Origin of the sequence: Pyxidicoccus fallax, from assembly GCF_012933655.1 — a bacterium.
Lineage (GTDB): Bacteria > Myxococcota > Myxococcia > Myxococcales > Myxococcaceae > Myxococcus > Myxococcus fallax.
This window is the reverse complement of record NZ_JABBJJ010000246.1, coordinates 1-19026: the sequence shown is the minus strand read 5'-3', so window position 1 is coordinate 19026 and position 19026 is coordinate 1. Positions and strand designations below refer to the sequence as shown.

At 70.4% G+C, this 19026-nt stretch carries 18 protein-coding genes; 12 read left to right on the top strand and 6 right to left on the bottom strand.

Annotation, left to right across the window (positions count from 1 at the left end; translation table 11 throughout):
• Positions 1-190 precede the first annotated feature (190 nt).
• From tkt to HG543_RS37315, 3 genes are all read right to left on the bottom strand, one after another.
• Positions 191-2248 (bottom strand): transketolase, encoded by a 2058-nt coding sequence (gene tkt / locus HG543_RS37325; protein WP_169349694.1) that lies wholly within the window; start codon positions 2246-2248, stop codon positions 191-193.
• A 162-nt stretch (positions 2249-2410) separates the two neighbouring features.
• A complete protein-coding gene (locus tag HG543_RS37320) occupies positions 2411-3616 on the bottom strand; it encodes a vWA domain-containing protein (protein ID WP_169349693.1) in 1206 nt (401 codons plus the stop codon).
• Between the two features lie 19 nt (positions 3617-3635).
• Positions 3636-4484, bottom strand: coding sequence for an AAA family ATPase (locus HG543_RS37315; protein WP_169349692.1), 849 nt, complete (start codon positions 4482-4484; stop codon positions 3636-3638).
• A 238-nt stretch (positions 4485-4722) separates the two neighbouring features.
• Between HG543_RS37315 and HG543_RS37310 the strand changes: the two genes are divergently transcribed.
• The 3 genes from HG543_RS37310 to HG543_RS37300 all read left to right on the top strand — a co-directional run bounded on the left by HG543_RS37310 (position 4723) and on the right by HG543_RS37300 (position 6389).
• Complete coding sequence (locus HG543_RS37310; protein WP_169349691.1) at positions 4723-4890, top strand: hypothetical protein; 168 nt, start codon at positions 4723-4725, stop codon at positions 4888-4890.
• 128 nt (positions 4891-5018) lie between these two features.
• Positions 5019-5645: a vegetative protein gene (locus HG543_RS37305; RefSeq protein ID WP_169349690.1), complete on the top strand. Its 627-nt coding sequence runs from the start codon at positions 5019-5021 to the stop codon at positions 5643-5645.
• 216 nt (positions 5646-5861) lie between these two features.
• On the top strand, positions 5862-6389 hold the full coding sequence (locus HG543_RS37300) for a hypothetical protein (RefSeq protein WP_169349689.1): 528 nt from the start codon (positions 5862-5864) through the stop codon (positions 6387-6389).
• A 69-nt stretch (positions 6390-6458) separates the two neighbouring features.
• On the opposite strand, the gene HG543_RS37295 is transcribed toward HG543_RS37300, so the two are convergent.
• Positions 6459-8156 carry an MASE1 domain-containing protein gene (locus tag HG543_RS37295; RefSeq protein WP_169349688.1) on the bottom strand — a complete coding sequence of 566 codons (1698 nt, stop codon included), beginning with the start codon at positions 8154-8156 and terminating at the stop codon, positions 6459-6461.
• Positions 8157-8731: 575 nt separating this feature from the next.
• On the opposite strand from HG543_RS37295, the gene HG543_RS37290 reads away from it, so the two are divergent.
• The 4 genes from HG543_RS37290 to HG543_RS37275 all read left to right on the top strand — a co-directional run bounded on the left by HG543_RS37290 (position 8732) and on the right by HG543_RS37275 (position 12886).
• A complete protein-coding gene (locus tag HG543_RS37290) occupies positions 8732-9844 on the top strand; it encodes a 3-oxoacyl-ACP synthase III family protein (RefSeq protein ID WP_169349687.1) in 1113 nt (370 codons plus the stop codon).
• Positions 9841-10458, top strand: coding sequence for a DUF2378 family protein (locus tag HG543_RS37285; protein WP_169349686.1), 618 nt, complete (start codon positions 9841-9843; stop codon positions 10456-10458). The genes HG543_RS37290 and HG543_RS37285 overlap by 4 nt, the downstream gene beginning before the upstream one ends.
• 132 nt (positions 10459-10590) lie before the next feature.
• Positions 10591-11211 (top strand): hypothetical protein, encoded by a 621-nt coding sequence (locus tag HG543_RS37280; protein ID WP_169349685.1) that lies wholly within the window; start codon positions 10591-10593, stop codon positions 11209-11211.
• A gap of 187 nt (positions 11212-11398) precedes the next feature.
• Positions 11399-12886 carry a hypothetical protein gene (locus HG543_RS37275; protein ID WP_169349684.1) on the top strand — a complete coding sequence of 496 codons (1488 nt, stop codon included), beginning with the start codon at positions 11399-11401 and terminating at the stop codon, positions 12884-12886.
• Between the two features lie 6 nt (positions 12887-12892).
• On the opposite strand, the gene HG543_RS37270 is transcribed toward HG543_RS37275, so the two are convergent.
• Positions 12893-13549, bottom strand: coding sequence for a hypothetical protein (locus HG543_RS37270; RefSeq protein WP_211194414.1), 657 nt, complete (start codon positions 13547-13549; stop codon positions 12893-12895).
• A gap of 110 nt (positions 13550-13659) precedes the next feature.
• Between HG543_RS37270 and HG543_RS37265 the strand changes: the two genes are divergently transcribed.
• Both HG543_RS37265 and HG543_RS37260 read left to right on the top strand, forming a co-directional pair.
• Entirely contained in the window at positions 13660-14118 is a 459-nt protein-coding gene (locus tag HG543_RS37265; RefSeq protein ID WP_169349683.1) for a MarR family winged helix-turn-helix transcriptional regulator, read from the top strand.
• Between the two features lie 118 nt (positions 14119-14236).
• Positions 14237-14701 carry a hypothetical protein gene (locus tag HG543_RS37260; RefSeq protein WP_169349682.1) on the top strand — a complete coding sequence of 155 codons (465 nt, stop codon included), beginning with the start codon at positions 14237-14239 and terminating at the stop codon, positions 14699-14701.
• A 20-nt stretch (positions 14702-14721) separates the two neighbouring features.
• On the opposite strand, the gene HG543_RS37255 is transcribed toward HG543_RS37260, so the two are convergent.
• A complete protein-coding gene (locus tag HG543_RS37255; protein WP_169349681.1) occupies positions 14722-15204 on the bottom strand; it encodes a nuclear transport factor 2 family protein in 483 nt (160 codons plus the stop codon).
• Between the two features lie 158 nt (positions 15205-15362).
• Here HG543_RS37255 and HG543_RS56560 point away from each other — a divergent pair, with 158 nt between their 5' ends.
• The 3 genes from HG543_RS56560 to HG543_RS37240 all read left to right on the top strand — a co-directional run bounded on the left by HG543_RS56560 (position 15363) and on the right by HG543_RS37240 (position 18123).
• Positions 15363-16727 carry a sialidase family protein gene (locus tag HG543_RS56560; protein WP_211194413.1) on the top strand — a complete coding sequence of 455 codons (1365 nt, stop codon included), beginning with the start codon at positions 15363-15365 and terminating at the stop codon, positions 16725-16727.
• Between the two features lie 136 nt (positions 16728-16863).
• On the top strand, positions 16864-17370 hold the full coding sequence (gene def / locus HG543_RS37245; protein ID WP_169349680.1) for a peptide deformylase: 507 nt from the start codon (positions 16864-16866) through the stop codon (positions 17368-17370).
• Between the two features lie 24 nt (positions 17371-17394).
• Complete coding sequence (locus HG543_RS37240) at positions 17395-18123, top strand: sterol desaturase family protein (RefSeq protein WP_169349679.1); 729 nt, start codon at positions 17395-17397, stop codon at positions 18121-18123.
• Positions 18124-19026 lie beyond the last annotated feature (903 nt).

The following is a 19026-nucleotide window of genomic DNA, read 5'->3' as shown; positions in this document are numbered from 1 at the left end:
GCTCGGAAGAGTCCGGGCCTCATGCCGGGGGGCATGGGGCCCAGAAGGGCCGGGTCGCCGGGGGGCGACCCGGAGTGGACTGCCGGGTTGTCCGGGGGGATGGCCCGGGAGTCCTGATGAAGCAGCAGAGACGCGTTGGCGCCTCGGACCTGTCGGGGGACGGGTCCGGGGCGTTTTCCTTTTCAGGCGCCTACTTCTTCGCCTTCGCCAGCGTGTCCTTGGACACCTGCACCACGTTGTCCACGGTGAAGCCGAACTTCTGCTGCAGCGCCTTGATGGGCGCGGACGCGCCGAAGCTGCGCATGGCGATGACGTTGCCGGCGAACCCCACCCAGCGCTCCCACCCGAAGGCGGCGGCCTTCTCCACGGCGACGCGGGCCTTCACGTCCGGAGGCAGCACGCTGTCCTGGTACTCCTGGGGCTGCTGCTCGAACAGCTCCCACGAGGGCAGGCTCACCACGCGGGCCTTGATGCCCTCGGCCTTGAGCTTCTCGTAGGCATCCAGGCACAGGTGCACCTCGCTGCCCGTGCCGATGAGGATGAGCTCCGGCTTGCCACCCTCCGCGTCCGCCACCACGTAGCCGCCGCGCGCCACACCCGAGGCCGCGCCGTACTTCGTGCGGTCCAGCGTGGGCACCGGCTGGCGGGTGAGCACGAGCACCACCGGGTGCTTGCGCTGCTCGCCAATCACGCGCCACGCCTCCACCACCTCGTTGGCGTCGGCGGGGCGCAGCACGATGATGCCGGGAATCGCGCGCAGGGAGGCCAGCTGCTCCACGGGCTGGTGCGTGGGGCCGTCCTCGCCCAGGCCGATGGAGTCGTGCGTGAAGATGTGCAGCGCGGGCAGCTCCATCAGCGCGGACAGGCGGATGGCGGGGCGCTCGTAGTCACTGAAGATGAGGAACGTGGCGCCATAGCCGCGCAGCTTGCTGAGGCACAGGCCGTTGACGATGGAGCCCATCGCGTGCTCGCGCACGCCGAAGTGCACGTTGCGGCCGGCGTGCTCGCCCGGCTTCATCGCGTCCGAGCCGGTGATGTACGTCTTCGTGGACGGGTTCAGGTCCGCCGAGCCGCCCACCATCCATGGGTAATGCTTGGCCACGGCGTTGAGCACCTTGCCGCTGGACTCGCGGGTGGCCATGCCCTTGGCGTCTGCGGGGAACGAGGGCAGCTCCGCGTCCCAGCCCTTGGGCGTGTCGCGGCGCTGCATGCGCTCCAGCTGGTCGGCCAGCTCGGGGAACTGCTTGCGGTACTCGGCGAAGCGCTGCACCCAGGCCTCGCGCAGTTGCTTGCCGCGGTTGCCCATGCGCGCCTGGAAGTGCTCGCGCACGCCGTCGGGGACGAGGAACTTCGCGTCCTCGGGCCAGCCATAGTTGCGCTTGGTGCCCTTGATTTCCTCGTCGCCCAGCGGCTCGCCGTGGGCCTTCGCGGAGCCCTGGAGCTTGGGCGCGCCGTAGGCAATCTGCGTGGTGACGATGATGAGCGTGGGCTTGCCGCGCATCGTCTTGAAGGTGCGCAGGGCCTCGCCCAGGGCCGTCAGGTCATTGGCGTCGGCCACGCGGAGCACGCGCCAGCCGTAGCCCTCGAAGCGGCGGCCCACGTCCTCGGTGAAGGCCAGGTCGGTGCTGCCGTCGATGGAGATGTGGTTGGAGTCGTAGATCCAGCAGAGGTTGGGCAGCTGGAGGTGGCCGGCGACGGAAGCCGCCTCGGAGGCGACGCCCTCCATGAGGTCGCCGTCACCGCAGATGGCGTAGACGTCGTAGCTGAACAGCTCGAAGCCGGGGCGGTTGAAGTAGCCGGCGAGCCAGCGGCTGGCCATGGCCATGCCCACGCTGTTGGCGACACCCTGGCCCAGGGGGCCGGTGGTGGTCTCCACGCCGCTGGTCCACCGGTACTCCGGGTGGCCCGGGGTGGACGAGTCGAGCTGGCGGAACTTCTTGATGTCGTCGAGCGACACCGTGGGGGTGTCCTCGATGCCGTATTCCCGGGTGACGCGCTTCACCCCGGCGAGGTGGAGCAGCGCGTACAGCAGCATGGAGGCGTGGCCGTTGGAGAGGATGAACCGGTCACGGTCCGGCCAGATGGGGTGGGACGGGTCGTAGCGCAGCTCCTGCTGCCAGAGCTGATAGGCCACGGGGGCCAGGGACATGGGCGCCCCCGGGTGGCCCGAGTGGGCCTGCTGTACCGCATCCATGGCCAGGGTGCGGATGGTGTTGATGCACAGCACGTCCTGCTTGTCGGTCGTCATGGTGTCCTCGCGCTCCCGCTCGCGTGCGGCGCACCATGCCGTAACTGGAGCCCGGGCGCCGCACCAAACACGCGCCCCGCCCACCCGGCCGTCCGGCAGTCCACGAGGCACCGGGAATTCCTGCCCCGGAGGGCAGGGGGAATGAATCCTGGCGAGGCCTCTTCAGCGCCGCGCCGCCACGCCCTTCACGGTGCGCCCGCGCGTCAGGTGCGCCACCGCCTCACCCAGGCCCTCCACGGTGAGGGGGAACATGGGGAAGACGCGCGCGATGACGGAGATGGTGCCCGAGCGCCACGTGCCCAGGGGCTCGGGGTTGAGCCAGACGTTGCGCTCGAAGTGCTGCGCCAGCTGCATCAGCCACGTCAGCCCCTCCAGCCCGTCCGCCTTGTAGTGCCCCTCCGCGTCGGTGCGGATGGACAGCTCGTACGGGGCCATGGAGGCGTCGCCCACCATGACGAGCTTGTGGTGCCGTCCCACCTGCGCGGTCAGCTCCGGAATCGTCATGCCGCCGGTGAGCTGCGGGGTGGCGTACAGCTTCCCGTACACGCAGTTGTGGAAGTAGAAGATGCGCAGTTCCTTGAAGTGCGTGGCCTGGCTCGCGACGCTGAACAGCCGGCTCATCACCGCCGCGTACGGGTCCATGGAGCCGCCCACGTCCATGGCCAGCACCACGCGCGTGTTGGGCCTGCGCGGCGGGCGCGTCACCACCTCCAGCTCGCCCGCGTTCTTCGCGGTGGCGGCGATGGTCTCGTCCACGTCCAGCTCGTCTGGCGAGCCGTCCCGGGCGAAGGCCCGCAGCTTGCGCAGCGCCACCGCCATCTGCCGCGTGTCCAGCACCAGGTCATCGCGGTAGCCCGCGTACTTGCGCGCCCCCGCCTGCATCAGCGCCATGCCCTGCCGGCCGCCCTTGCCGCCCACGCGGATGCCCTCGCGCGCGAAGCCGCCGTTGCCGAAGGGCGACGTGCCACCCGTGCCAATCCACCGGTTGCCGCCGTCGTGGCGCTCCTGCTGCTCGCGCAGGCGCTCCTCGAACATCCGGCGGATCTCCTCCGGGTCCAGCTGTTCCAGCAGCGCCAGCTCCTCGGGGGACAGGTCCGGCCGCTCGCGGGCCTCCTCCAGCCAGGACAACAGCTCCTGCGTCAGCTCCAGGCCGGCGGTCTCCACGCCCTTGAAGTGCGCGAGGAAGGCCTGGTCGAACGTGTCGAGCTGCGTCTCCGAGTGGACCAGGAGCGCGCGCGCCACGTGGTAGAAGCCGTCCAGGCTGCTGTCGTGCAGGCCCGCCTGGAGCGCCCCCGCCAGCGCGAGCGCCTCCTGCGCGCCCACCTTCAGCCCGCGCCGGCGCAGCTCGTAGAAGAATGGCAGGTACATCGCGCGCGCCTCCTCTTCCTTACGCCCGGGGACGACGGCCGCGTCCGAAGGCCTCGGCCACGGACACCAGGTCCTGCTCCTTCTTCAGCAGGGCCCCGAGGAACGGCAGGTTCTCATCGAGCTTGATGTCGGTGACGCCCTGGGACTTGAGCACGGCAATCCAGTCGATGAGCTCGCTGGTGGAGGGCCGCTTGCGCAGGCGGGTGAAGGCGCGCAGCTCGTAGAAGACCTTCAGCGCCTGCTCCGTCAGCGTGGCGTCCAGCCCCGGGTGGTGCACGGCGACGATGCGGCGCATGAGCTCCGCGTCCGGGAAGTCGATGAAGTGGAACACGCACCGGCGCAGGAAGGCGTCCGGCAGCTCCTTCTCGTTGTTGGACGTAATCACCACCACCGGGCGGTGCTTCGCCGCCACCTCGTCATTCGTCTCGGTGACGCGGAAGCGCATCCGGTCCAGCTCGTGGAGCAGGTCGTTGGGGAACTCCAGGTCCGCCTTGTCCACCTCGTCGATGAGGAGCACCACGCGCTCGGGCGAGGAGAACGCCTCGCCCAGGGGGCCCATGCGGATGTAGCGGCGGATGTCCTTCACGTCGCCGTCGCCGAAGCGCGAGTCGTACAGGCGCTGCACGGTGTCGTAGACGTAGAGGCCGTCCTGGGCGCGGGTGGTGCTCTTCACGTGCCAGGTGAGCAGCCGGTGGCCCAGCGCCTGGGCGATGGCCTCGGCCAGCAGCGTCTTGCCCGTGCCGGGCTCGCCCTTCACGAGGAGGGGCCGCTGGAGCGTCAGCGCGCAGTTGACCGCGGCCTGGAGGCCCTCGTTGGTCAGGTAGGAATCGGTGCCTTTGAAACGGACGGGGTTGGGAACCGGAGTCATGGCCCGTCTCCTTTAACACCCGCCGCGCCGTCGCGGGGGCGCGCTCGTCTCCCCACCCTGGAGCCGGGCTCCCGAGGGCCCCTTCCGGGGCTCGCCGTACCCCGGAACTGCCCCTCCGGGCACGTCAGACCGGAAGGATAGGTTCGTCCGTATTGCACGAGCAGCCGGGCGGCGTTTCGCAAGAAATCCCGCTCGGCACGTCGTGGAGACAAGGCCGGACCTTCCTGGAGGCGTCGTCGTGGGTCACCCGTTCGTACCGACACTGCTGGTGGTGTGGGCGCTCTCCATGGCGCTGCGTGCCTGCGGCGTGACGTCCGCCACCCTGCCTCCCGAGCGCGAGCCGGTGGAGTCCGCGGCCCCGGTGACGGAGACGCGGCCCGCGCCCGCGTCCCAGGCGCGGGGGTGAGAGCGTCTCTTCCTGATACAGCGTGACCCGCCGGGATGTATGGCTTCGACCGCTGGCCAACCGTTGAGGCTGGCTCTGTATGGATTTCAGGCGCGCGGAGCCCGGGGCGGCGTGTATTCTCTCCCGCGATGGATATCGCGAAAGCCCTTGGAGAGATGTTCCGCGACGAGCTGCAGGCGCGGATGGCGCCGTTGCAGGCGGCCGTGCGTCGCATGGATGAGGGCCTGGCGGCGCTGGAGATGCTGCGCTCGGCGACGTATCGCCTGGCGCCGCTGACCAGCCGGCTGGGCTCCATGGCGGGGGTGAGGACGCCCTCGGTGATTCCCGAGCCCGCGTCGACGCGCGGAGCGGGACGAGGCCGGCGGAAGGCGGCGGTCGCGGCACCGGGCCGGGCTCCGGCGGCGAAGAAGGCGCCGGTGGTGGCCGCGGCGCCGGTGAAGCGCGCGCGGGCGGACGAGGGCGCGCGGTCCTGCGCCATCATCGGCTGCAAGCGGCCGAGCCGCTCGAAGGGCTACTGCTCGGCGCACTACCAGAAGCTGCGGCTGCTGATGCGCACCAACCGCCGGCCGGCGGAGTGGGTGGACGACGCGTCGCCGCAGTCCGTGCGCGAGGTGGCGCTGCCGCGCGGCCGGGCCGCGAGCAAGGCGCTGAAGGAAGGGGCTCCCATCGAGCCGCCCAAGCCCGCCGCGCCGCCCAAGCCCAAGGCGTGGGTGCGCAAGAAGGGCAACAAGAGCGGCCTGGTCTCCCTGCACTGACGTGAGAGGCGGGGCGCCGTTCCCTGGACCCGCCACATCCAGTTCCCGTGGGCTTCCGAGGGGCGCGCCAGGCGCCGCTCGTGGAGGCCGTCGGGAGTTCTCCTCCGGACGGGTTCCGGGCGGCCGCGAACGCACTCCAGGCGAGCGGCTCGCTGCCGGACATCCTCGTACGCGCCGTCGTTGACAGTGCCCGTCCGGTGGTGGGATTCGGGCCGCATGAGCGAGCAATATCCAGTCACCGTGGCGGTGCGTCGCCCCGACGGGCGCGTGGAGCAGGTGCGCGTGGGCACGGCGGTCCGGAACGGCGAGGGCTTCACGCTGACGTTGGGAGAGATGTCCATTGGCGGCACGCCGGAGGCGGCCCCGGCCGCGCGCCGTGCGGCCCCCGCGGGCGGCGGCGGTGGTGGCGGCGATGGCATGGTGTTCCCCAACTACGGCCGCAGCAAGGGCGCTCCCATCGCGGGCGCGAGCATGCAGGACCTGGAGTTCTATGCGAACGGCGCGCGCCGCACGCTGAACGACCCGAGCAAGTCGCGTTGGCACGACAAGGAGCGCCAGCTCCTGGCCGCCATCGAGGCGGAGATGGCCCGCCAGGGTGGTGGTGGCGGCGGCGGTGAGGGTGGCTACGGCGGCGGCCGTGGCGGTGGCGGTGGTGGCTACGGCGGCGGCCGTGGCGGCGGTGGCGGTGGCTTCGGCGACGAAGACATCCCCCCGCCGGGCGACGACGACAACATCCCGTTCTGAGCCGTGTGGGAAGGCCGGTCCATCCTCGGGTGGGTCGGCCTTCCGTGTTTCATGGGGCCCGCGCGGGCCTCACGCCGGAGCGGGAGCCTCGCCGGCATACGGCAGCCACACGGTGAAGGTGGTGCCCTTGCCGGGAGCGCTCTGGACGGCGACCTCGCCATGGTGGCCGTCGACGATGCGCCGGACGATGGCGAGCCCCAGTCCGATGCCGCTGGCGCGCGTGGTGAAGAACGGCTCGAAGATGCGCGCCTTCACCTCCGGCGCCATACCGTGCCCGGTGTCGGAGATGGTCAACCGGGCATGGGGTGTCCCGCCGTGGATGTCGGGCTCGAGCCTCGCGGTGAGGGTGCCTCCCCGGGGCATGGCCTGGACGGCGTTGGTGAAGAGGTTGGTGAGCGCCACGTGGAGCAGCTGCGGGTCCACGGCGACGGGAGGCAGGTGCGTGTCCACCGCGCGTGACACGGTGATGTCGGGCCCGCTGGCGCGCAGGGAGGCCGCCAGCGCGCCCTCCACCACCGGCTGCAGGGGCTGGGGCTCCAGGCGCGGCTCCATGGGGCGGGTGAAGTCGAGCAGGTCGTTCACCAGCAAATCCAGCCGGTGCACCTCCTCGTCCATGATGGCCAGCAGGGTGCCCGTGTTTCCCTCGGAGGACTGGGGCGTCATCCGGCGCAGGGCCGCCACGGCGTTGGTGAGGGCGCCCAGCGGGTTGCGCACCTCGTGGGCCACGGTGGCGCTCAGCTCGCCGAGCGCGGCCAGCCGCTCGCGCCGCACCAGCTCCGCCTGCGTGGCCGCGAGCGTGCGCAGGGACTCGCGCAGCTCCCGGTTGAGGTGGCTCACCTCGTCCTGGGCCCGGCGGCGCTCGCTCAGGGCGCTGGCCAGCAGCAGCCCGGAGATGCTGGCGCCGGCGAGGAAGGACTGGAGGTAGGCGAGGCTGACGTTGTGGAAGGCCGCCAGCGCGAAGGGGCCGTTGCCCCGCGCGGTGTGCCAGAGCGCCACCGTGGACAGCACCGCCGTGGCCAGCGCGGCGCCGCGAGCCTCGCAGCGCAGCGCGGCCCACAGCAGGAAGGGGAAGGCCAGGTAGGTCATCGGGTGGAAGGCGGAGGCCTCCGGGCCGCTGGTTTCCGGCGACCGGAACACCAGGTGCGTGGCCACGCCCAGGCACACCAGCAGCGTCGCCAGCTCCCACCGGCGCCGGGGCGGCCAGGACGTCGAGCCCGCCGCCAGCCAGGTGAGCAGCAGCGGCGCCACCACCAGGACGCCCATGGCGTCACCCACCCAGAACACGCGCCACGCGTGCCAGAAGCCGTCCCAGTCCAGGCGTCCGCGCGCCACCAGCATGCCCACGCCGAAGGTGGCGCCGAGCGCGGTGCTGCCAAGCGCCGACAGCCCCACGAGTCCGAGCACGTCCCTCACCCGGTCCAGGGAGGCGTGGAAGCGCACCAGCCGGCGCAGGAGGGTGGCGCCCACCAGCGCCTCCAGCAGGTTCCCCACGGCGATGGCCAGCATGAAGGGCGAGGCCTGCCAGTGGGGATGGAGGGCGAAGGTGCCCGCCACGGCGGCGCCCAGCAGCATCCCGGGCCACTCCCGGGAGCGGGTGAGCAGCAGGCCCGCGAGCGCCACGCCGCTGGGAGGCCACATCGCGGACACGTGCTCGGGCGGGAAGACGAGCAGCCCGCCGAGCCGGGCGGACAGCGCATAGGCGGCGGCGAAGAACATCAGCCGCGCGAGCGGCTGCCACTTGCGGCGGTTGGTCTCGGGGGTCGACACGCGGGTCTTCGCGAGGGCTCCAGGCAGAGGTCGTCCAGAGGATGCCCTGGATGATGGCACGCGCCCGGAGTCCCCGCATCGACCAGAAGGGTGGGGGAGGCGGGCCCGGCCACCGCCTCCAGGCTCCAGCACGCACCTGGAACCAGGACCGGGAGGCAATCCAGGGGACCGGCACATTCGTAGGAGAGGGCGATCCAAGCCCGGGCGCTGATGACAATCACTCATGGAGCGACGTTCGACACAGCCGGTTTCCCGCGCGTGAAACCCTGTCATACGCCGTGGCGAGTAGTGGACGACACCCGTGGTGAATCAGGGACTCACGGAAAGAAGAGTCCGCTCACCGGGGGCTTCATTCTCACGCATTGATACTTCACTTCTGAAGTCAACCCAGGATTCCTGGAATTTCGACCGCTTGGCGCGAGGGCCTGCGGGCTTCTGCTTCAAATTTGAAGTACCCTCCGGGACGATGTGACAGTCATTTCAATGACTTTGTCGGTGGCCTGGATCCTGCTCAACCGGGGAAGGCCAGGGAATCCATCCCATCCGGCGAGGCTGTGAAATGACAGGGCCATGAAATGACATTCAATGTGTGTGTCGTTGGCGCGGGAGCCTTCGTTCCTTCACGGGCCGTGAGCAACGCACGCATCGCGCGAGCCATCCCCGGATGGCCGGCGGAGCGCATCGAGGAGAAGATTGGGGTCCGCGAGCGGCGCTTCCTCTGGGACATCGACGAGGTGGCGGGCCGGGCGGTGCCTCCGCCGGAGAACGACGGGCACTTCTACCCGGCCAGCAACACGGACATGTGCGAGGTGGCCCTGCGCCAGGCGCTGGAGCGCTCGGGCGTGGCCGCGAGCGAGCTGGACGCGCTCTTCGTGGTGACGTGCACGCCGGACGCGCCGCACTTCAACCACGACGCCATGGAGCTGCACCGGCGGCTGGAGCTGCGCGAGGACGCCTTCGCGCTGCTGGTGGACGACGGCTGCGGCGGCACGCCGTACGTGCTGGACCTGGTGAAGAAGATGATGGACGGCGGCCGCTTCCGCACGGTGGCGGTGGTGGCGTCGGCCTTCACGTCGCCGCTCGTCAACCGCGAGGTGTACACGGACGAGCTGCCCCCCGGCCCGGGCCGCCCGAAGACGCTGCAGGGCTACCTGTCCATGTACGTCTTCGGTGACGGAGCGGGCGCGGTGGTGCTCCGCGCGAAGCCCGGCGAGGCGGGCAGCGAGGGCATCCTGGCCTCCTTCTCCGGCAACGCGCACGGGGACCTGGTCATCCGCAAGGGCGGCGGCCTGCTGAAGCTGCCGTACCAGCCGGGGCGCATGCGCCCGGCGGACATGGCCTTCGTGGTGGACGGCTTCAAGGTGGCGCGCAGCTATCCGGAGTACATGCAGAAGTGCCTCGACACGGTACTCGGCCCCCGGCCGGAGCTGCGCTCGCAGGTGCGGCGGTACTATTTCCACCAACCCAACAAACGTGTCATGGATGCCTTCGTGTCGCGCGCCGGCCTGCCCTCCGAGGCGGTGGCGTGCAACGTGGACCGATACGGCAACACGTCCGCCGCGGGGATGCTCATCTTGTTGGCCGAGGACCTGGAATCGGGCCGCGTGCGGTTGGGTGGCGGAGACCTGGTGGTGGTGGCGGCGGTGGGAGCGAACATCCACTACGGCGCGCAATTGGTACGGCTATGAGCGACAAGAGCGGACCTCTCGAAGGACTCGACCCGAAGGTGGCGCAGGACCTGGAAGCCCGGCTGGCGCTGGCCTCGCGAGAGGACACGGCGCGTGGGCTGTTCTTCAACGGGGTGGTGGGCGCGGTGCGCGCGCTCGGCGGCGACGTGGCGGTGGAGCGCTGCCTGGCGGCCAGCGGGGAGAAGAAGTTCACTGACTTCTTCAACTACCCGGTGGCCTCGTTCCTGAGGCTGTCCTACGCGGCGGCGCAGTTGATGGGGCCGCAGTTCGGCGGCTTCGACGGGGCGCTGCGGCGCATGGGCGTGCAGGCGACGACGGACTTCCTGTCCTCGACGGCGGGCAAGACGCTGCTGCTGCTGGCGGCCGACAGCCCGAAGCGGCTCCTGGGCAACCTGCACGCGGGCTACCGCGCGGCGGTGAGCTACGGCGAGCGCGGAGTGAACTGGACGGGTGAGAAGAGCGGCGTCTTCTTCATGAAGCGCGACTTCATGCCGCCGCCCTACCACGAGGGCACGCTCCAGGCGGTCATCGAGGCGGTGGGCGGCAAGCAGGTGCAGGTGCACGGCCGGCAGACGGGGCCGCTCGACACCGAGTACACGCTGTCCTGGCAGTAGAGCGGCCGGAACACGAGCAGCAAGGCGCGGAGGGCGGACGCACTCTTCTCGGAGAGAGCGAACGGGAGACGTGTGCCCGCGCTCGCGCACATCACCTGAAGCAAATCCCGCGGTCCGAATGGAGGGGTTCGCATGTCGCGTACTCACGGCAGTGCGGTGGTGGTGCTGGCGATGTTGGCGCTGGTGGTGGTGTCGTCCGAGGCGAGGGCCGACGAGGTGGTGTACCAGTTCCGCTCCGAGGAGGACCCGGCGAGCCCACCGGACCCGGCGGTGTGCGCGCAGGCGCCGTTCGCGGTGACGGTGAAGCTGGGCGGGAGCCTGTACGTGCCGGTGCACCGGCTGCGGGACGGCAAGGTGGTGTACGAGGGGCGCAGGCGGGTGGGCCGGGCAACGGCGTGCGTGCGGCTGACGGACCCGACGTTTCCCCCGGGGCAGCAGGTGCCCTTCTACGCGCGCTTCAGCCTGCCGGACGGGAACTTCACGGCGCTGGGAACGTGCACGCTGGTGAGCAACGACGTGCCCCAGGCGGGGCTGGTGCTGGCCGGGTGCGCGCTGAAGCTGGTGGATGTGCCGAAGGGCTTCGTGGGTGGCACGGTGTCGAGCACCAGCGTGTTCAACCCGGCGGGCCTGCCCGGGTGCGCGACGGGCTCGTACTACACGCTGTATGCGTACCGCGACGGCCACCGGCGCGACGCGAGTGAGCAGTGGGAAGCCTGGGACGCGGCGCTGGCCGAGGCCCGGGCCGAGGAGTAGGCGCGGAGTCCGGTCCGGGCATGGGAGGCGGTGTGGCCCATGACCCGGACGGTGCTGCAGGCGCGGGGGGAGACCCCGTGTGGAGGGGCGAGAAGATGCGGCGGCGACAGTCGAGAAGTCGGGGGGAGATGTCTCCTCGGCCGGGCGTGCGGTTCCTCCCGTCAGTGCCACGGAGGAAGATGTGCCCATGGACAGCAAGCGGATGGAGCTCTTCGCGGCACTGGGTTACCGCCCCCCAGCGGCCTCGCGTCGTGGGCGCGCGGTGGGACCATCGGGGGCAGTCGTCCTCGAGGGCGTGAGCGGTGAGGTGGTCGACGCGGAGGCGCCCGAGCTGCCGCCGCTCGAACCGGAGGAACTGGAGGCGCTGCGCACGCGCTTCCTGAGCGAGCCGGACGAGGTGCTGCATCTGGCGCGCGAGAGCCTGGGCGCCCCGGTGTCGGAGCTGGACTTCGCGCGCGTGCTGCAGGAGGTGGAGCAGGCGCTCCGCGCGCCGGAGGAGGCGCTCCAGGCCCTGCGTCACCCACCCTTCCGCGCGAAGGCCTCGGTGCAGCTGCCGCCGGACTTCCGCTTCCCGCTGATGACGCACGAAATCCCCATCGACCCGACGCGGACGAAGTTCGAGCCGGTGGCGGACCTGCGGGGCTGGCTGCTCTTCATGGGGAAGGCGTGGCTGCGAGGGGCCTCGGTGTCGGCCGCGCCCTTCCGCCGGCACGATGACGCGCGCCACGCCAGCCGCTTCCGCTACGCGTTGCGAGAGCCCGCGCCGGGCCGTCCCGTGGAGGTGGCGCTGTTCTCGGACTTTGGCACGGGCGAATACCCGGCGCGCTACGTGGCGAGGCAGCTCCTCATGCGAGGCGAGCGGCTGGAGTACGCGGTGCACCTGGGCGGCGTGTACTACGCGGGCCGTCAGGGCGAGTTCGACGCGCACGTGGCCGAGCCCCTGGAGTCGCTGCTCCCGGTGACGACGGTGCTGACGCTGAACGCGAGCCCGGAGATGCGCTCGGGAGGCTCGCCCTACTTCCGCTACCTGGACGAGCGGCGAGGCGCCGCGAGAGCAAGGCAGGTGCAGGAGGGCAGCTACTTCTGCCTCGCCTCGGAGCGTTTTCAGCTCATCGGGCTGGACACGGCGTACTTCGAGCCGGGCCGGCACCGAGAGCCGGCGCTGCTGGGCTGGTTGGAGTCGGTGCTCACGGAGGGACGCCGGCGCGGGGCGTTGAACCTCGTGATGAGCCACGGCGCGCCCTACCGCTACGGGGCACCGCGCACCACCGAGCTGCTGGAGGACCTGAAGGCGCTGGTGGTGGAGCGCGCGCTGGCGGACCTGTGGCTCTGGGGGAGCACGCCGCACGGGGCGCTGTTCGACCGGGGAGCGGGGCTGCCGTTCCTCGGCGTGAGCCTGGGCCACGGGGGCCTGCCGGTGAGGCGAGCCGAGCCGGGCGCTGTGGCCCCCGCGCCGGTGCGCTTCCTGGAATCGAGGCCGCGCTTCCCGGAGTGGACGGGGGTGCGTCCGGAGCTGGGCAACAACGGCTACAGCTCGCTGCTGCTGCACGACGACGGGACGGTGGGCCTCGAGTTCCTCGACTGGATGGGGAACGTGCGCTGCGCGGCGACGCTGGCGCGAGAGGGAAGCGGTCCCCTGGTCATCCAGCGATGCAACGAGTCGAGCAAGGAGTGAAGGTGCTCACAGCCACGCGCGCGTGTACCAGGGAGGCCGGGCGGGCACGGACATCGTGCGCTGGACGTCGCGAGGCCGGGGCACGGTGATGTAATGGAGCCGGTATCCGCGTGGCAGGGTCTTCCAGTAGGTGACCTGCCAGGGGACCAGCTCCTCGACGCGCTTCGATTCGTGGACGGGCTGGTTCTCGTCTCCGAGCTGCTCGTGGAAGCGGAGCTCCTCCTCGGCGGTCTCGAGGCTCGCGGCCTCGATGACCCACGCGTTCGGGGCGTCATCCGCGGTGGGCTCCTGGCCGGCGTTGACGTATCGGCCCCAGTCGGGACGGGCGAGCCGCTCCCAGGCGGCGCCGCCCTCGGGCGTCAGCTCATAACCGAAGAAGGAGCGGGGCTTGCGCGCGTCGATGGCGCGCGAAATCTCCTCCGGGGAGTACAGCTCCTCCAGTCCATCGGGGAGCTCATGGATGCGGATGAGACCGCGCTCGGCGAGCAAGGACAGCCGCTCGCAGAGTTCCTCCCGGGAGAAGCGCGGGTCATCCGGCATGTTGAGCGCGACGTGGGGATTGGGCTCCACGAGCATGTGCAGGGGCGTGGGCAGCTCCATGGCGACTTCCAGGAGCCAGAGGTCCAGCACGTCCACGGTCTCGTTCTCGGGCGGCGGCGACATGGTTCGGGAGGATAGAGCATCCAGGCCCTTCAGGGCACGGCCCCCGGGGTGAGGGAGATTTATTCCGAATTCGGAACTTCCGAAATCGGAGCATGTGTTATGCGGGGAGGATGAAGCCGCTCCGCCTGGTCCTGGACGTCCACCGAGCCACCCATCGCATCGGCCTCTTCCTGGAGGCCGCCGAGCCGCCGCTGGACGTGTCGCAGGGGGAGGCGCACCTGCTGGCGTACCTGCTGGAGGTGGGAGACACCTCGCTGGGCGCGCTGCATGCGGCCTTCGCGCACAAGCGCTCCACGCTCACCAGCTACGTGGACCGGCTGGAGGCGAAGCGGCTGGTGCGGCGGGAGCAGCGGCCGGAGGACCGGCGCTCGTTCCAGGTGTCGCTGACGGCGGCCGGCCGGACGCTGGCGACGCGGGTGCACCGGCGCCTGGAGGCGCTGGAGGCGGCGGCGCTCGAAGGGCTGTCCGCGCGAGACGTGGAGGGACTCACGAAGGGGCTCACGGCGCTCGCCGACGCGGGGGACGCGGCACGCCCGGCACGCCGGGCACGCAAGAAGGGCGGCGGGTGAGGAGCGGGGCGCCAGCGCACCTGGCCCGTGCGTAGGCGCCCCGCGGCAAGGGCAGCGGATGAAGCGCGAGGCGGTGACCCTCCGCCGACGCGCAAGACACGCGGGAAGAGGGCGGACGATGAGCACATCGGTGACGCGGACGGTGCGAAGTGAAGAAGTCCCCGGGGTGGTCCACGCGGAGCTGACGGACGCGGACTTCCTCGCCGCGATAGAGGCGGCCACGTACCCGGGCGCGGACTTCCGCCACCGGGCGCACGTGCGGCTGGCCTGGCTCTGCCTGCGCGAGCACGGCTTCGAGGCCGGACTGGAGCGGGTCCGAGGCCTCATCCAGCGCTACGCGGCGGCGCTCGGCGCGACGGGGAAGTACCACGAGACGCTCACCCGGGCCTGGGTGGAGCTGGTGTGGGTGGCGCTTGGCGCGGCGCCGGACGTGACGCCGTTCGACGCCTTCCTGGAGGTGAGGCCGGAGCTGGACGACGCACGGTTGTTGGAGCGGCACTACCGGAAGGAGACGCTGGACTCGGCGGAGGCACGTACTGGCTGGGTGCCTCCGGATGTGTCGCCACTGCCCTCCCCGAGATAGCACGCGCCACGGGAGCCGGCTCACGGCCCCTGGATGCCGTGCTCCTGCATGTACTTGTCGAGGGACTTCCTGGCGGTGGCGCGGACCTTGTTGCGGAGCATCGGGCTCCAGCCGAGCACCAGTCCCGCGGGCCCGAGCGCCTGGCGCGACCACGCCCAGAAGTCGAAGCGGTCGAGGTGGCGGACAATCTTCCCGTCGCGGAACTCGAACTCCGCGTCGATGCGGTTGAGGACCTTCCGGCCGGTGGTGCTGAACGTGTAGTTCGCGTCCCAGTGGGCGCGGCCGGTGCGGTCATCGGCCTGGACGTCGCGGAAGGTGAGCTGCAGGTCCTTGCCGCGCTCGCAGAGCATGCGCCACATGGCGGTGACGCCGCCGTGGCGGAGGCCTACGAAGACGGGGTCGCTGAATTCCACGTCCGGGTGGTAGCAGGCGGCCATGGCCTGCGCGTCGCGTCGCTGGAACGCGTAGTAGAAGTCCGAGATGAGCTGGGAGTGCGGATGCATGGGGCCGGTGTAGCAGACCTGTCAGTGTGCGCGCCCCAACTGTCCTGCGTTGACCTGCGGGCAGGGGCTTCACCCCGAGGGGCGCTGTCAGGCGTTTGGCACGGCCTTACCTCACCCGACACAGCGCCGCATGGCGCGGCGTCGGGGAGGGTTGGAGCATGGCGAGTCCGATTCGCGGCGGCACGCTCGCGGGGGCGCTGCTGACCGCGGCGGTGGCGATGGTGGGGGCACTGCCCGGGAGCGCCGGGGCACAGGTCTTCTCGCCCACGCGCCCCCTGAGCACGACGGCGGCGGGCTATCAGGAGCCGCAGGTGTCCGCGCTCGGCGGCGACGTGCACGTGGCATGGGTGGACGCGGCCGCGGGGGCCGGGGACGTGTACTACCGGCGCAGCACGGACGACGGCGCCACCTTCGGTGCGGCCCGCAACCTCAGCGAGGAAGGCATCACCCCCGAGGAGACGGCGCGAGACGTGCGGGTGCTCGCGCTCGGAAACCGCGTCTACCTGACGTGGGTGGAGGGCGGCTTGCGCTTCCGCTCGAGTGAGGACCGCGGCGCGACCTTCGGCCCCGTCCTGGAGCTGACGAGCTACCCGGAGGGCGGCCTGCAGCTGGCCGCCAGCGGCGACAACGTCTACATGGACTGGTACCGCTCGCTGGAAGACGAGGTGGGGGAAATCTTCTTCGTGCGCAGCCCGGTGGCGGGCCGCGTCTTCGCGGACATCGAGGACGTGAACCGCGACCGCGAGTACGGCGGCGTGCGGCTCGCGGCCCAGGGGGAGAATGTCTACGTCCTGTGGGACGACGGAGGCAGGAACGACGGCGCGGACCTCTTCTTCCGGCGCAGCACGGACGCGGGAATCACCTTCGGACCCATCCTCCGGCTCACCCAAACGGAGGGCGAGTCGGACCAGCAGCAGCTCGCGGTGGCGGGCAACAACGTCTACGTGCTGTGGAGCGAGTGCGACTGGCCCACATGTGAGGTCCGGCTGCGCAAGAGCACGGACGCGGGCGAGACCTTCGGTCCCGAGGTGAAGGTGAGCCAGACGCCGGCCCGGGCCTTCGACGCGCGGCTGGTGGTGCGGGACTCGCGGGTGTTCGTGTCCTGGACGGGCCAGACGCCGGAGCGCTACGAGTCGGACATCTACCTCGCGCTGAGCGTGGACGGGGGAGCCACCTTCTTCGCCCCGGTGAACGTGAGCGCGACGGAGGCGGACTCCCGGGACGCGCGGCTGGCACCGGCGGGGGTGGGCGTCCGGCTGGTGTGGACGGAGGGGTATAACGGCGAGCGGGAGGTCTACACGCGGGCCACGCTGGGCTTCGGGCTGACGCTGGGGGCCGCGGAGAACCTGAGCCGCACGACGCCGGGGGACTCGGGCGAGGCGTCCATCACGTCCTCACGCTGCGGCGCGCAGACGCACGTGGTCTGGTTGGAGGGGACGGAGTCGGGCAACTCGGTGCTGTACCGCCGGGCCTCGCTGCCGGCCTCGTCCATGTACTGCCTGCTGTCTCCGGACCCCCGCTAGCCTCCCGGGGCATTTGGAGGCGGGGCCCGGTGTCCTGGGCCCCGCGGCCGGGGAGGGGGGCGGGATGTACGCCTCCGGACCGTTGGCGTGCGGAATGGCGCGGCGCCGGGCGGCCTTGCATGGCAGATTCCGCCCCATGGCTCGCGACATCGTCATCTGGCCCCACAAGGTTCTCACCTCGCCCACGAAGCCCGTGACGGACTTCGGCCCCTCGCTCCAGAAGCTTCTGGACGAGATGGCCGAGTCGATGAAGGAAGCAGAGGGCATCGGCATCGCCGCCAACCAGGTCGGCGAGCCCCTGCGCGTGGCGCTGGTGGGCCGCGAGGACGGCACGTTCTTCGAAATCGTCAATCCGCAGGTGTTGGAGAAGAAGGAAAACGTCACGCTGGAGGAGGGCTGCCTCTCCGTCCCGCGTGAGTGGGAGAAGTGCCCGCGCTTCCACAAGGTGAAGGTGCGCTACCAGGACAAGACGGGTGAGTGGCACGAGCTGGAGGCGGAGGGCCGGCTCGCGCACGTGCTCCAGCACGAAATCGACCACCTGGACGGGCACGTCTTCGTGGACCACCTGTCCAGCCTCAAGCGCACGCTCATCCTGGACCGGATGAAGAAGCTGCAGAAGGTGAAGGCCCGGCAGAAGGACTAGCACCAGGACGAACGGGGGGGAGTCATGGCGACGCAGGGCATTCCGGAACGGGTGCGGGACTTCCGCGAGGGGTACCGCGCGAAGTACGTCGGCCCGCGGTACTCGGGGCGGGCGCACTTCGCCTTCACCAGCCTGGGCTCCCTGGCCGTCATCGGCTTCTCGCTCTCCCGGCTGGAGGGCGTGCGCCCGCTCGAGTGGCTGACGGTGCCCGCGGTCTTCCTCCTGGGGAACGTGGTGGAGTTCCTCGGGCACCGCGGGCCCATGCACCACCGTCGCAAGGGGCTGGGGCTGCTGTTCCAGCGACACACCGAGCAGCACCACCGCTTCTTCACCCACGAGGCGCTCGCCTACGAGTCCGCCCGGGACGTGAAGATGGTGCTCTTCCCGCCGGTACTGCTGCTCTTCTTCCTGGGAGCGATCGCCACCCCGCTGGCGGCGTTGTGCTTCGCGCTCGTCGCTCCAAACGTGGGCTGGCTCTTCGCGGCCTCGGCGGTGGGGTACTACCTCACGTACGAGTGGCTGCACTTCTGCCACCACCTGCCCCCCGAGCACCCCGTGGCCCGGCTTCCGGTGATGCAGCGGCTGCGGCGCCACCACCAGACGCACCACGACCCCTCGAAGATGCAGCGGTACAACTTCAACATCACCTTCCCGCTCTCGGACTGGCTCTTCGGCACCGCCTGGCGGCCGGGAGTTCCGAGCGGGGCAGATCTGCCAGGAGCGTCCGTCCCGAAGCCCGACCTGGACGCCTAGAGAAGGCCTCCCCGCCTGGTGTCCGAGCGGCAAACCTCGGATTTTCCTGGGGAAAGGGTGCCCCAGGGGGAGGGGGTTCACACCCATGAAGGGGCTGCATAGATCCCCGATTACGAGGATGTGACCTGTACCTTCGATCAAGAGCAATTGACGGGTACGTCACGACGCGTTAGTTACTGAACCTCCGCGCGACGCCACGGTGCTCGTCACCCGGCGCCAGACGGAAAAAGGGTCGACGAGGGTTGTTGACCTGAGACGCGGCGGTGGTAGAAGCCGCGCCCCACCGAGGCAGCAGGGCTCGGAAGTTGGACGGAAGAAATCGGGTCGACGAAGAGGTTGACTCGAGACGCGGTGGTGGTAGAAGCCGCGCCCCTCGCACCGAAGCCCGCGCACTGGCGCGGAAGGCACTTCGGCGGCGAGTCGCAGCAAACGAAATTTGGAATATGGCGGTCAACGCAGCGGGTTGACAAAAGACGCGGCCACGAAGTAGAAGCCGCGCCCCCGACGAAGAAAAGCCCGGGAAGAAGTTCAGCGGGCGACTCGGTTGGGGAAGTCACGAAGCAGCGGTTGACAGGGACGGCGGCGAAGCGGTACAAGCCGCGCCCCCTCGAAAGAAAACAGCGGAAGCCACTGGGCGGCGCTGGGGACTTCGAGAGGCCGCAGAGGACGCGAAAGTCGAAGTTGACAACGGACGCGACTCTGAATAAAGAATGCGGCCCCGCCGGTTGAAACGGCAGGCGGCAAGAGCAGCAACGGTAGCAAAAAGTCGTTGGCGGCACAAGCGACTCGGTCTTTGAAAACCAAATAGCAAGCCCAAGTAGAAGACAGATTGCGGAAACCGCAGTCAATTCTTTGAAGGTGCCAGCCAGGTCGCGCTGCGAAGCGCAGCCGGCAGCACCTAAC

What these genes read in the sequence shown, in the direction of transcription:
- HG543_RS37255 (WP_169349681.1), bottom strand. Translation starts at nt 15,204, where the DNA reads ATGCATCCGCACTCCCAGCTCATCTCGGACTTCTACTACGCGTTCCAG.
- HG543_RS37240 (WP_169349679.1), top strand. Translation starts at nt 17,395, where the DNA reads ATGGCGACGCAGGGCATTCCGGAACGGGTGCGGGACTTCCGCGAGGGG.
- HG543_RS37275 (WP_169349684.1), top strand. Translation starts at nt 11,399, where the DNA reads ATGGACAGCAAGCGGATGGAGCTCTTCGCGGCACTGGGTTACCGCCCC.
- HG543_RS37285 (WP_169349686.1), top strand. Translation starts at nt 9,841, where the DNA reads ATGAGCGACAAGAGCGGACCTCTCGAAGGACTCGACCCGAAGGTGGCG.
- HG543_RS37280 (WP_169349685.1), top strand. Translation starts at nt 10,591, where the DNA reads ATGTCGCGTACTCACGGCAGTGCGGTGGTGGTGCTGGCGATGTTGGCG.
- HG543_RS37315 (WP_169349692.1), bottom strand. Translation starts at nt 4,484, where the DNA reads ATGACTCCGGTTCCCAACCCCGTCCGTTTCAAAGGCACCGATTCCTAC.
- HG543_RS37290 (WP_169349687.1), top strand. Translation starts at nt 8,732, where the DNA reads ATGACATTCAATGTGTGTGTCGTTGGCGCGGGAGCCTTCGTTCCTTCA.
- HG543_RS37265 (WP_169349683.1), top strand. Translation starts at nt 13,660, where the DNA reads ATGAAGCCGCTCCGCCTGGTCCTGGACGTCCACCGAGCCACCCATCGC.
- HG543_RS37260 (WP_169349682.1), top strand. Translation starts at nt 14,237, where the DNA reads ATGAGCACATCGGTGACGCGGACGGTGCGAAGTGAAGAAGTCCCCGGG.
- HG543_RS37320 (WP_169349693.1), bottom strand. Translation starts at nt 3,616, where the DNA reads ATGTACCTGCCATTCTTCTACGAGCTGCGCCGGCGCGGGCTGAAGGTG.
- HG543_RS56560 (WP_211194413.1), top strand. Translation starts at nt 15,363, where the DNA reads ATGGCGAGTCCGATTCGCGGCGGCACGCTCGCGGGGGCGCTGCTGACC.
- HG543_RS37300 (WP_169349689.1), top strand. Translation starts at nt 5,862, where the DNA reads ATGAGCGAGCAATATCCAGTCACCGTGGCGGTGCGTCGCCCCGACGGG.
- def (WP_169349680.1), top strand. Translation starts at nt 16,864, where the DNA reads ATGGCTCGCGACATCGTCATCTGGCCCCACAAGGTTCTCACCTCGCCC.
- HG543_RS37305 (WP_169349690.1), top strand. Translation starts at nt 5,019, where the DNA reads ATGGATATCGCGAAAGCCCTTGGAGAGATGTTCCGCGACGAGCTGCAG.
- HG543_RS37270 (WP_211194414.1), bottom strand. Translation starts at nt 13,549, where the DNA reads ATGTCGCCGCCGCCCGAGAACGAGACCGTGGACGTGCTGGACCTCTGG.
- tkt (WP_169349694.1), bottom strand. Translation starts at nt 2,248, where the DNA reads ATGACGACCGACAAGCAGGACGTGCTGTGCATCAACACCATCCGCACC.